At 56.8% G+C, this 12,512-nt stretch carries 6 protein-coding genes; 5 read left to right on the top strand and 1 reads right to left on the bottom strand.

All coding sequences use genetic code 11. The features are described 5' to 3' along the window. Positions 1–116: 116 nt before the first annotated feature. On the bottom strand, positions 117–1,325 hold the full coding sequence (locus MKI83_RS08600) for an HDOD domain-containing protein (protein WP_241584925.1): 1,209 nt from the start codon (positions 1,323–1,325) through the stop codon (positions 117–119). Positions 1,326–1,585: 260 nt separating this feature from the next. On the opposite strand from MKI83_RS08600, the gene bcsQ reads away from it, so the two are divergent. Genes bcsQ through MKI83_RS08575 form a run of 5 tightly spaced genes read left to right on the top strand, consistent with a single transcriptional unit; the run spans position 1,586 to position 12,511 of the window. After that, entirely contained in the window at positions 1,586–2,815 is a 1,230-nt protein-coding gene (bcsQ, locus tag MKI83_RS16920; protein WP_272493033.1) for a cellulose biosynthesis protein BcsQ, read from the top strand. 3 nt (positions 2,816–2,818) lie between these two features. Continuing rightward, on the top strand, positions 2,819–5,002 hold the full coding sequence (gene bcsA / locus MKI83_RS08590) for a UDP-forming cellulose synthase catalytic subunit (protein WP_370867375.1): 2,184 nt from the start codon (positions 2,819–2,821) through the stop codon (positions 5,000–5,002). Next, positions 4,999–7,404 carry a cellulose biosynthesis cyclic di-GMP-binding regulatory protein BcsB gene (gene bcsB, locus MKI83_RS08585; RefSeq protein ID WP_241584924.1) on the top strand — a complete coding sequence of 802 codons (2,406 nt, stop codon included), beginning with the start codon at positions 4,999–5,001 and terminating at the stop codon, positions 7,402–7,404. Before bcsA ends, bcsB begins: the two co-directional genes overlap by 4 nt. Continuing rightward, positions 7,404–8,570 (top strand): cellulose synthase complex periplasmic endoglucanase BcsZ, encoded by a 1,167-nt coding sequence (gene bcsZ, locus MKI83_RS08580; RefSeq protein ID WP_241584923.1) that lies wholly within the window; start codon positions 7,404–7,406, stop codon positions 8,568–8,570. Before bcsB ends, bcsZ begins: the two co-directional genes overlap by 1 nt. Beyond that, positions 8,549–12,511: a cellulose biosynthesis protein BcsC gene (locus MKI83_RS08575; protein WP_241584922.1), complete on the top strand. Its 3,963-nt coding sequence runs from the start codon at positions 8,549–8,551 to the stop codon at positions 12,509–12,511. The genes bcsZ and MKI83_RS08575 overlap by 22 nt, the downstream gene beginning before the upstream one ends. Position 12,512 lies beyond the last annotated feature (1 nt).

The raw sequence follows: 12,512 nt of genomic DNA, 5'->3' as shown, positions 1-12,512 counted from the left end.
AGCCAGCCGCGAACGGCGTTATCGTGTCGCTTGATAGTGGCTCATAGGCGGTTTTTGGTTGGCGCGCTAGGCAGTGTGCGACGCGAGTAGGTGCTTAAAACGCAGCGCGTGCCTGCTTATAGCGCTACTTGCGGCATATGGCGCACCGACTCGAGAAGCCCCTCGGCAATGGTTTTGCCTAAGTTCAACTGTCGCAAGCAGCTGTCGAGGCCGTCTTCGCGGCTGTCTTCGGGTTGTTGCAGTAAATAAGCGCTGCGCATGACCAAGTCAGCCTTGGCGGTGACTTGGCCGCCCATGCCATACAGCGCACCGATGCGCTGGCGCACGCTCAGCGGTAAGCGCCAATTGGCTTTTAGTGCGGCGCTAAACGGGCGGCTGAAGCGGTCGAGCGCGGCGGCTAAGTCCGCATCAGTCAGCGTCTGGCCGGTGGCGAGCCAGCTTTGCACTTCATACAAAACGACCAGCTCGCCCAGGTTGCTGAGCAAGGCGGCGGTGTAAGCTTCTTCAGGATTGTCGCCGACTTGGCGGGCAAGGGCTTGGCACAGTTCGGCAAGGGTTCGTACTTGGTTCCAGAGGGCTTCGCCACGCTCACGCAATACCGGCTCTTGCAGGCCGCTGGCGGGGGCAAGGGCAACTCCTAGCGCTAAGTTCAAACTGGTGTGCAGGCCAAGGCGTTGTAGTGCCTGGGCGAGCGTGGTCAGTGAGTCACCGCCTTTGTAGTAATCACCGCTATTGGCGGCGGCGAGCAGGCGCGCGGTGATGGCAGGGTCGCGCTGCCACAGCGCATTCAGGGTGGCGAAGTCTTGCTGCTCTGGGCGTATGCTGCGCTCGAGGGTTTCTTGTAGGCTGGGGCTAAGCGGCAGTTCCAGTTCTTCATCGCTGAGGCGCTCGAGGTACTCCAGCAGGCTTTGTTCGGCAAGTCCGCTAGCAGTGCTAGGCCCTTCGCCTAGATAAGGCTTAAGGCGCTCCAGGACATGCCCAACACTAAAGGGCTTGGCAATGAAGTCGGTCAGGCCAAAGCGCACCGCCTCCATCACACTGCGGCGGTCGTTGCGAGCGGTGACCATAATGAAGGGGGCTTGCTGTTCTTTGCTCAGGCGCTGCTGCTTTTCGTGTTTGCGCACCCGCTCCAACAAGTCCAGCCCATTCAGGCCAGGCATATTCCAGTCGGACAAAATCAGCTCGGCACCGTGCTGGCTCCAATGCTGCCAGCCGGCCATACCATCTTGGCAAACGGTGACTGCAGCATCGCGGCGCTGGTTGCGCACTAAGCTGGCGAGCAACTCGGCCATCCATGGGTCGTCTTCGATAATAAGAACCTGCATGGGTCCTACCTTATACGAGGTGTGTTTTTGTTGAGCTTAGCCGGTGATTGCCAAGGCGGTCAGCCCATAGCTAGTTGACTAGATATAGCAAGCAGAAATAACGATGCAGCGCAATAGTCATATTGGTTATCGAATAACCATCAGCTTGACATCACACCCTGCTAGCCTTGATTATGCGCAACATTTTGTAACGGCCAGAAAATGTGAGCCAAGTCAATTTCTTGGCAACAAACTTTTGACTAATGCAGTTAGGTGTAGTCATGAGCGCTTCCGATATCGCGGGTTTATTCAAGAAATTTGGCGGCAGTCCCGCCCAATATCAGGAAATTACTCAGGCTGAGACCGAAAAAGCCTCGCAAAAGCGCTGGCCTTCGATGTTTGGCGGAAAAAAAGCCGCCGCCGAGGCTGAGGCTCACGCGGAAGAGCCCGATGAACAGCCTGAAGTAGAGCCAGAAGTAACGCCGCCAGCGGCACCCGTTGCAGAAAAGCCAGTGCTCGACGCCCCAGTGGCGGCTCCTGAGCCCTTGCCTGCGCCGAGCAAAAAGCCCAGCAGCAAGACGCCGGATGCTTGGTCTTCGGCGGGGCTGCAAAGTTTGTTGGCCAAGTTGGCGAATGAGGCCAAGGCGCCGGCGACTCCCGAGCCGGAGCAGCCCAGCGAGCCCGAGCCTGAGCCCATTGCGGTAGCGCAACCACCACGTAGCAAGCCTGAACTGAGCGATATCAAGGTCGTCGCTGTGGTGTCGGGTAAGGGCGGTGTCGGCAAGAGCACCATGGCCGCCAATATTGCCGCGGCGCTGCACAAGGTTGGGCGCCCGGTGCTCGCAATTGATCTGGACCCACAAAACGCGCTGCATCATCACTTCCAGCCCGAGGGCGAGGTCAGTGAAGAGCAAGGCGTAGTGCGTTTTGAGCAAGACTGGCGCGAGCAAGCAGTGCCGACCAAAGATGGGGTGTTTGTGTTGCCTTATGGGCTGGGCGATGAAGCGCAGCGGCGCATTTTTGAAGCGCAGCTAGCGGATGATCCGCTGTGGTTGGCCTATCGTCTGAGCGATTTAGAGCTGTCAGAAGGTGCCGTGGTGGTGATTGATACCCCGCCCGGCCCCTCGGTTTATCTGCAACAGGCGTTGGCGGTGGCCAATGTGGCGTTGGTGGTGAGCTTGGCAGATGCGGCCTCGTACACTGCGCTGCCGATGATCGATCGTTTGATCGCCTCGTACACTGATGAGCGCGATGATTTTGCCGGTACGGCCTACGTGGTCAACCAAATTGACCCGTCGCGGCAGCTGAACAAAGACATCACCCACGTGATGCACGGCCTTTTGGGCGACCGCTTGATTGGTCGCATCACCCGCGATCAGTCGATCAGCGAGGCGCTGGCCTATAACCGCAATGTCATGGATTACGACCCGCATGGACGAGGCTGTCGGGATATTCTCGACTGCACGATGGCCCTCGTCGGTTACTTCGCCAGTGACGACGAAGGTGCCTAAACGATGAGCCAATGGCGCAATGGGCGCATGGCCCAGTTGAGCCAAATGGCCGTCCGTCTCAGCGCCACGCTCTGGGCGCAGGTGCTGATTGCCGTATTGGCGGTGCTGGTCATCACCATCACCGTGATTGCGCCTTTGCCTCTGGAAGAGCAAATGCTCTTCACCGCCGCCTGCATGACCGCCGCGCTGATATTAAGGCGCAAAGCCAGTCGCTTGGCCGTGTTGGCGATGATCGTGATGTCGGTCATCGCCTCATTGCGTTATATGTACTGGCGTTTAACCAGTTCGTTGGGCTTCGAGCATTGGCTCGACATGGCCTTTGGTTATGGCTTGGTGCTGGCCGAGTTATACGCCTTGCTGGTGTTGCTGTTGGGTTACCTGCAAACCGCTTGGCCGTTGCAGCGCAAGCCTTACCCTTTGCCGCAAGATCAAGCCTTGTGGCCGTCGGTGGATGTGTACATCCCGACCTATAACGAGCCGCTGGATATCATCCGCTTAACCGCGTTCGCCGCGCAGGCGATCGACTGGCCGAAAGACAAGCTCAATGTTTACGTGCTGGATGACGGTCGTCGCGATGAGTTCCGTGAGTTCTGTGACAGCGCCGGCATCGGTTACATCATCCGTCCGGATAACTTTCACGCCAAAGCTGGCAACCTGAACCACGCCTTAAAGATTACCGACGGCGATTTTATTGCCATTTTCGATGCCGACCACGTGCCCACGCGCTCGTTCTTGCAGGTCGGTATGGGCTGGTTTTTGCGCGACCCGAAGCTGGCGATGCTGCAAACGCCGCACTTCTTTTTCTCCCCTGATCCGTTTGAGAAAAACCTCGAAACCTTCCGTTCGGTGCCCAACGAAGGCGAGCTGTTTTACGGCTTAGTGCAAGACGGCAATGACCTGTGGAACGCCACCTTCTTCTGTGGCTCCTGCGCCATCATCAAGCGCGGGCCATTGCTTGAGGTGGGCGGCATCGCGGTGGAAACCGTGACCGAAGACGCGCATACCGCGCTCAAAATGAGCCGCTTGGGCTACAACACGGCCTATTTGGCACTGCCGCAAGCCGCAGGCCTGGCGACTGAGAGCCTCTCGGGACATATCGGCCAGCGGATTCGCTGGGCGCGCGGCATGGCGCAGATCTTCCGCACCGATAACCCACTACTCGGTGGCGGCCTCAAGTTTGGCCAGCGCTTGTGTTACCTCAACGCCATGCTGCACTTCTTCTACGGTTTGCCGCGCTTGGTGTTTCTCACCGCGCCGTTGGCGTATTTGTTTTTTGGTGCGCAAATCTTCCAAGCCAGTGCGCTGCTGATCATGGCCTATGCGCTGCCGCACATTTTGCTCGCCAGCGTGACGAACTCGACCATCCAAGGGCGGTTCCGCCACTCGTTCTGGAACGAGGTCTACGAATCGGTACTGGCGTGGTACATCATGCGCCCGGTGTTGCTGGCGATGGTTAACCCCAAGCTGGGTAAGTTCAACGTGACCGCCAAGGGCGGGGTGATCGAGAAAGGTTACTTCGACTGGAAGATGGCGCGGCCGTATATCGTGGTGCTGGCACTCAACGTGATCGGCATTGTGGTGGGCCTGAGCAAGTTGGGTTTTGCCGCCGACAGTGATGTGGTGGCGACGCTGCTGATTAACCTAACGTGGACGCTGTACAACATCATCATCAGCGCCGCTTCTGTGGCGGTGGCCGCCGAGGCTCGCCAAGTCCGCGTTGAGCCACGTGTTTACGCCAATCTACAGGCCAGCCTAGTGCTCAGTAATGGCAAAACCGTGGTGTGCGAAACCCACGATTTTTCCCAGCGTGGCATTGGCATCACCCTGCCAGAGGGCGTGTTGGTGCCGCACGGTGAACAGGTCTTGGTGTCGCTGATGCATGATCAAGAAGAGTGCGCCTTCCCAGCGCTGGTGGCATTCAGTCGTGGCCCAACCTTGGGCCTGAGCTTTGCCAATCTGAGCATTGAGCAACAACGCGAGTTGATCCGCATGACCTTTTCGCGCGCCAATACGTGGGCTGCCTCGTGGGGCGAAGGGGTTCCCGACACGCCGCTGGGCGCGCTGGGCGAAGTCTCGACCATTGGTTTGCGTGGTTTGCGCTTGTTAGGCCGCGCCACGGCAAACGAAACCCTGATCCATTTACGTAGCCTGCTGGCACAACTCAAGGCTTCTGTGAGGAGCACATGACATACACCTACGGAAAGATCCTTGTTTTAGCTTTGGCGCTGTGTGGCGGCTTCTCAACGGCTTGGGCTGAAGAAGAGTACGACTACAGCGAAGACGCGGCCTACGCAGAGGGCGCTGAAGGCGAAGAAGGCGTCGTGGACGTTGACTGCGTGCCGCCTGCCGAAGGCGAGGAAGCTGGCGAAGGTGAAGAGTATGCCGAGGGTGAAGAAGCGGCTGAAGGCGAAGAAGCCAGCGTCGATGACGGCTGTGTTCCCGAAGAACCTTTTAACCCGACCTTTAGTGCCACCTTGGCGCAGCTGGGTATCAACTACACCATGCAACTGCGGGGTATCGAAGGCAGCGACAGTGTGAGTTTCGATGTGCGCGCCGACCAAGTCGTGAGTAAAGCGCGGGTTAACTTGGAGTACAGCTACTCCCCAGCGCTGATCGCAGAGTTGTCGCAACTGAACGTGATGATCAATGACCAGCTCGCCACCAGCTTGGCCTTGCCGCAAGAAAACGCCGGCTCGTTGCAGCAGGCCGTGGTGGATATTCCACCGCACCTGATCACCGAATTTAACCGCTTAAGCCTGCAGCTGATCGGTCACTACACCATGGAGTGTGAAGACCCGCTGCACACCAGCCTGTGGGCCAAAGTCAGCACCAGCAGCAGCCTTGAGATGGAAACGACCGCCATCGTGCTGCCGGATGACCTAGCCAAGCTGCCGCTGCCGTTTTTCGATCCGCGCGACTCGCGCCAGTTACAGCTGCCGTTCGTGTTCACCAGTACCCCGGATAACCTCGCGCTGGAAGCCGCCGGTGCGGTGTCGTCATGGTTTGGCGCCTTGGCCAGCTACCGTGGAGCGCGCTTCTCCGCCACCCTTAACGAGCTGCCCAGCGAGGGCAATGCCATCGTCTTTATGACCCAAGCGGCGCCGTTGGAAGGCTTGGCAGTCGATAGCCTCGATGCTCCGGTGGTTAGCATTCAGGCCAACCCCAATGACCCGTACGGCAAGTTACTGATTATCTCTGGGCGGGATAGCGAACAGCTGCGCACCGCCGCGCTGGCTTTAGTGACGGGCAGCCAAGCCATGGCCGGCCCCAGTGCCCGCGTGGAGGGTTTGGTTAGCTTAAAAGCCCGCAAGCCTTACGACGCACCCAACTGGTTGCCCAGTGACCGTGCCGTGCAGTTGGGTGAGTTGTTAGAGGCGAAGAAACTCACCGTCGCGGGCTACAACCCAGGCACCATCAAGTTCCCGCTGCGTCTGCCGCCTGATCTGTTCACTTGGCGTGACGAAGGCATTCCGCTGCACCTGAAATACCGCTATACCCCGCAGCCGGTGTCGTCCAATTCATCCATGCTACTGAGTGTCAGCGGCAAGTTCATTAAGTCGCTGCCGCTGCCCTCACAAGAGCATTACAAAGATGATCAGGCCTTGCTGGAGCGCCTGCAAAGCGACGACAGCCTGCTGAAAGAAGTCGATCTGCGTTTGCCGGTAAACAATATTCCGCAGCGCGCCGATCTGGAAGTGCGCTACATGTACGACTACATCAAGCAGGGCGACTGCCGCGATATCATTATCGACAACATGCGCGGCACCATCGAGCCGGATTCGACCATCGATATCAGCGATTACGACCACTACATCGTGATGCCCAATATGGGCGTGTTCCAGAACAGTGGCTTCCCCTTCACGCGCATGGCCGACTTGTCGGAAACCGCCGTGGTAGTGGCGCCTTCGGTGAGCCTTGAAGAACTCGGTCTATTCCTTGATGTGATGGGGCGCTTTGGTGAGTCCACTGGGCTGCCGGCGAGCGCCGTCACGGTCAGCCAAGGTGACGATGACAGCCTGCTCGATGGCAAAGATATTCTGCTCATTGCCACGGCCGGCAATCAGCCGCTGCTGCAACGCTGGACCGAGTATTTGCCTGCCAGCCTACAGGCCGGCAGCAGCTTTGAGTTTTCTGACCTGACGCACCGCCTGCGCACTTGGCTTAGCCCCGACGACCGCATCAACCGCCGCTCGGCACGCAGTAGCGTAGCGCTGGGTAGCGGCGGCGCGGGTGCTTATCTGGCAGGCTTTGAGTCGCCGCTGGACAGCACGCGCAGTGTGGTGGTGTTGGCGGGTGCCAGTGGTGAACATTTGACCAATATCGCCGGCGCCTTGCGTGGCGACAGTGAATACGACCAGCCCGTGCAGGGCAGCCTAGTGGTGGTCAATGGCACCCGCGTTAATCCGCTCGTGGCCGAAAATGAATACTACGTGGGCAGCCTCGGCATCGTGCGTTACTTGCAGTGGCTGTTGGCAAGAAACTTAGGTTGGATGGTGTTCTTCACTGCCTTGGGCGTGTTGCTGGCCAGCGTGTTCCTGTACCTGACCCTCAAAGCCCGCGCCAATGCGCGTCTTAAGGATGCTCTGTAATGCTGCGTAGTCTCTTCAGTGGTCTATTACTGCTCAGTAGTCTGTCGGTACAGGCTGCCGTGCAGTGTTCAGCGCCGTGGCCGCATTGGGAGTTATTTGCCAAAAACTGGGTGCAGCACGATGGTCGCGTGCTGGAGTCCAGCATGGAGAAGAATCACAGTTCATCGGAAGGGCAATCCTATGCGTTGTTCTTTTCCTTGGTGGCTAATGACCAAGCGCGGTTTGAAAAAATTTGGCGTTGGAGTCGAGAAAATCTTGCTGGTAACGATCCTGTTAACACGTTGCCAGCTTGGCATTGGGGGCAAGGCAAAGATGGCCTGTGGAAAGCGCAGGACGCTAACTCAGCGTCGGATGCTGACCTGTGGTTTGCTTACGCATTACTGGAGGCCGACCGCCTGTGGGACAAGCCGGCTTACCGCGAAGACGGCATGGCATTGCTGGCGCAAGTCAAAGGTCGTGAGGTGAAAAACCTGCCTGGCTTAGGCTACACCTTGCTGCCGGGGCCGTTTGGTTTTGAATACCCTGGGCATCTATGGCGTCTGAATGCCAGCTATCAGCCGGTTTCTATGATGCGCCGGTTGGCTGTTATTGATCCTCAAGGCCCATGGGAAGCGATTGCCAATCAAACGCCAAAGTTGATTCGCGGTAATGGCGATCATGGCTTTGCGGCAGATTGGATTGGTTACCGCGCCGTTTCAGAGACTTCTGGTGTGTTTACCTCAGCGCCGTTAGGCGGTGATTACAGTAGCTACGATGCTATCCGCGTGTACCTTTGGGCCGGTATGACAGACCCGCAAGACCCTCTGTTTAAGCCTGTGCTAGATAACCTACAGGGCATGAGCCGCGTGGTAGCAGCCAAAGGGATGCCGCCGGAAAAAGCCAACGTGCTTACCGGTGAGACAGACGGCGTAAGCATCATCGGCTTCTCTTCGGCATTGGTGCCTTTTCTGCATGCGCTTGAGCAGCCTTGGCTTGCGGATTTGCAGTACAAGCGCGCCATTGCTGCGTTTGATAAATGGCAAGCCGGTACAGCAACCCCGCCGGTTTATTACGACTACATGCTTAGCTTGTTTGGCCTGGGATGGGCTGATGGGCGTTATCGCTTTGCTTTGGACGGCCGTGTTCAGCCTTATTGGGAAAAGCCATGCTCCGCTACCACCCGTTAACATTAGCCCTTCTTATTGCGGCAGCTTCAACCTTAGTCAGTGCCGCCGACGATCAAACCAACACGCTGCTAATTGAGCAAGGCTTATTTTGGCAAGCCCAAGAAAAGCCCCAGCGCGCTGGTGAAGTGTGGCAGAAGCTGCTGCTCATCGACGCCACGCATCCTGATGCACTTTATGGCTTGGGCCTGATCGCGGTGCAGGATAAAAAGCTCACGCTGGCAAAAAACTACCTACAGCAACTGCAGGCAAATCATCCCGGAACACGACAAGCGTTGTTGCTAGAGCAGGATATTTTACTGCAAGACCCAGCCAAAGAAGCCCAGCTGAATGAAGCGCGCACCTTGGTAGAAAGTGATGAGCCGTTAAAGGCTGCAGAAACTTACATCCAAACGCTCGATGGCAAAGCCGCGCAGGGCTTGATTGGGCGTGAGTATTACAACAGTTTAGGGTTTGTGGATAAGTACTGGCCGCAAGCGCGTGCCGGTTTTGAGCGCTTACAGCGCGAATATCCTAATGAGCCTTACACCAAACTGTTTTTTGCTCAGCATTTAGTTCGCCGCACGGATACCCGTCCAGAAGGCATTCGCTATTTATCCGAGCTAGCCAAGCGGGAAGATATTGGTGGCGCTGCAGAAGAAACATGGCGCATGGCGCTGACTTGGATGGGCGCGCCCAACAAATCGCAGCAGCCGTTATTTGAGCAGTTTTTACAGGGCCATCCCGATGACGAAGAAATTCGCGCCCTGTTGGCCAAAGGCCGAGCTGAGAATACGGCAAACGCAGCACAAACGGTTTGGAAGCGTGATCCCGTTTTAGATCAAGCCTTTAAAGCGCTAGATCGTAAAGACTTGCCCGCCGCAGAGCAGGGTTTCACGGCTTATCTCAAACGCAAGCCAAAAGATGCCGATGCTTTGGGTGGTTTAGGTTTAGTTCGTCAGCGCCAAGACCGCTTAGAAGATGCCGAATTGCTGCTGACCAGCGCCATTCGGCAGGGTGGTCGCAGCTGGCAGAAAGCGCTCGATGATGTGCGCTATTGGGCTGCGCTTAAGCAGGTGCGTACCAGTGTTGAGAGCAATAACTTTGCCGATGCGCGGGCTTTATTGGCCGAGGCGCGTCGGTTAAACCCCAATGACAGCGAAGCGATCATCACGTTAGCCGACATCCAAGCTAAACAAGGCGAGTTAGCTGCCGCCGAGGCCGGCTATCGTCAAGTGCTTGCCATGGGTAAGCAAGAAGCGCGCGCGATGCGCGGCTTAGTGCAAGTGCTTGGTGGCCAAGGCCGTGTTGATGAGGCGCTCAAGCTGTTGGCGGGTATGTCAGCCTCAGAGCGCAATAAAGTTGGAGGCGTGGCTAAGTTGCGTGCCGAAGCTGCACTGCAGCGCGCTAAGCTTGCGGAGCAGCGTGGCGATAGCAAAGCGATGCGCAGAGAGCTTGAAGCGGCGCTGCGTGAAGACCCGGATAACGCCTGGGCGCGCTTTGCCTTAGCGCGACTTTATGTCGATTTAGGCGCCGTGAAAGAAGCGCGCAGTTTAATGTCAGGCTTATTGAAAAAGTCGCCTAACGATATTGATGCTATCTACACCAGTGCGTTGTTGTCCGTACAGTTAGGTGATGTCGATGAGGCTCGTACTTTACTGTCGCGTATTCCACACAATAAGCGCACCGTCGAGATCAATGATCTCGAAGCCGAGCTTGAATTCAATGCGCAGATGAAGCGCGTTGCAACGCTTATTAAAGATGGCCAGCGGCCAGAAGCGCGCATGTTTTTACGCCGCTTGGAAAGCAAAGCTCAAGGACAAGTTGATCGCGTTACTTTGTTGGCATTGGCTTATGCCGATGCCGGAGACCCGCAGCGGGCTGTGAGCTTAATGCGCGACTTAATGGCGCGTAGCCCGCGCAGTGATCTCACCCTGATGCTTAGCTATGCGGGCGTCATGCTGCGAGCAGAGCAAGATGTAGAAGTCGCCGGCATCCTGCGCGACTTACAAGGTCGTCAAATGACCATGGCGCAGCGCAAACAATATGACGATGTGGCGTTCATCTATCGCGTGAGGCAAGCAGAAGCACTGCGTGAGCGTGGTGAGCTTGAGCGCGCCTATGAAACATTAAGCCCTGCCCTTGCGCAGCGGCCGCAAGATCCCTTGGCATTGGCCGCTTTAGCGCGTATGTACGGCGAGCACGGCGATACCGAGAAAGCGCTGGAAATTTTCAAGCCGCTGGTGGAGCGTTTTCCTGAGAATGCCAATCTACTGGTGGGTGCTGCCGACATGGCTTCGCAGCAGTTTGAAACCGGATACGCTGAAGATGCTTTGGAGAAAGCACTCGTCCTAGCACCTCAGGATCGGACCATTTTATCGATGGCGGCCAAGGTCTATCACTTTATGGGCCGCTCCGGCACAGCAGAAAAGCTGCTGCGCAAGGTGGTGGCACAAGAAGCTCGTGACAAAGCAGAGCAAACGGCGGTCGTGTCGACGACAACGCCTAAGCCGGCTTCCGTCGCTAACCCGTTCGCCGGGGTTGGCTCGAGTGCTCGTGCGGAGCCGAAAGCGCTGACTATTCCAGAGCCAACGGAAACCCTAACTCTGGCACCTAAGCCCAGAAAGCAACCGGGCGAGATTCGTTTGCCGACGCTGCGTTCTCGCTCGGATGAATCACTGCTTAGCCGCTCAACGAGCTTAGCTAAGCAAGAAGCGGCGAAGAAGCCCATTAACCCGTTTGCTGTGCAAGAAGGTGAAAGCGAGCCGGATCCGCAGGCTGGCCTATCCGATGCAGCCAAGGCATTGGATAACATCATTCAGCACCGCAGTCCCTACGTAGTTCAGGGCGTCACTGCGCGTACCAGTGAGGGCGAGTCGGGTATGGGACAGATAACGGATATAGAAGCGCCGTTTGAAGCCAGCATGCCCATTGGGGACAACCGCATTGCGTTGCGTGTGACGCCAGTATCCTTGCAGTCGGGCAGTGTCGATGCCGATGCCGCTAATCGCTTTGGTGGCGGCCCAGCGGCTTCAGCAAGTCAGCCTGGTGTTTCTGCCGGCTCACAAAATGCCTCAGGCGTTGGTCTGGCAGTGGCGTTTGATAGTCCAGCCTATGGGGTGAAGTCAGATATTGGTATCACCCCTGAGGGCTTTCTCTACAGCACCCCAGTTGGCGGCATCAGTATCAACCGCCGCTTTGCTGGTGAGCCAAATATTCACTGGGGTGTTTCTGCTTCACGCCGTGCGGTAACCGATAGCGTATTGTCATTTGCTGGTGCTAAAGACAAGCGTACTGGCCAAAAATGGGGCGGCGTAACGGCAAATGGCGGTCGCGCACAGCTTGCTTATGACGACAACAAAGTCGGGGCCTATGTCTCTAGTTCGTGGCACCGTTTGCTGGGCAACAATGTCGAAGATAACAACCGTTTTGAGTTGAGCACTGGCGCTTATTGGTATTGGCAGAATGACGACTACAGTAAATCGACGATTGGTCTTAGTTTGTCGGGTATTCGCTACAGCGAGAACTTAGGTTTTTATACCTATGGTCATGGTGGTTATTTCAGTCCGCAGTCTTTCTTAGCGTTGGGCGTACCGGTGACCTGGGCAGAGCGTTTCGATCGCTTTACCTTCCAGCTCAAAGGCTCTGTAGGTGTTCAGTCGATCCAGCAGGATGAAGTGGATTATTACCCTGGTAACGCCACCCTCCAGACGGCGGCCACCAAAGCTCTCGGTCGCTCTGCGGTTTACTCAAGCGATAACACCACGGCTGTTGGATACAACTTATCGGGCGCTGCAGAATACAAGGTTGACCGCAATATTTTCTTTGGTGGGCATCTTGGCGTGGATAACGGGCAAAACTATCGCCAGTGGAATGGTGGTCTGTATTTACGTTACATGTTTGAAGATCAGACCGGGCCTATGGTTTTACCGGTTTCACCGTACACCTCCCCCTACTCTAATTAAG

This window comes from Atopomonas sediminilitoris (assembly GCF_022601735.1).
Taxonomy (GTDB): Bacteria; Pseudomonadota; Gammaproteobacteria; order Pseudomonadales; family Pseudomonadaceae; genus Atopomonas; species Atopomonas sediminilitoris.
Note: the sequence above shows the minus strand (reverse complement) of the source record. Positions and strands in the feature narration are given on the sequence as shown.

Excerpts from the sequence above, each read along its gene's own strand:
- bcsB (WP_241584924.1), top strand. The coding sequence starts at position 4,999 with ATGACATACACCTACGGAAAGATCCTTGTTTTAGCTTTGGCGCTGTGT.
- bcsZ (WP_241584923.1), top strand. The coding sequence starts at position 7,404 with ATGCTGCGTAGTCTCTTCAGTGGTCTATTACTGCTCAGTAGTCTGTCG.
- MKI83_RS08575 (WP_241584922.1), top strand. The coding sequence starts at position 8,549 with ATGCTCCGCTACCACCCGTTAACATTAGCCCTTCTTATTGCGGCAGCT.
- MKI83_RS08600 (WP_241584925.1), bottom strand. The coding sequence starts at position 1,325 with ATGCAGGTTCTTATTATCGAAGACGACCCATGGATGGCCGAGTTGCTC.
- bcsA (WP_370867375.1), top strand. The coding sequence starts at position 2,819 with ATGAGCCAATGGCGCAATGGGCGCATGGCCCAGTTGAGCCAAATGGCC.
- bcsQ (WP_272493033.1), top strand. The coding sequence starts at position 1,586 with ATGAGCGCTTCCGATATCGCGGGTTTATTCAAGAAATTTGGCGGCAGT.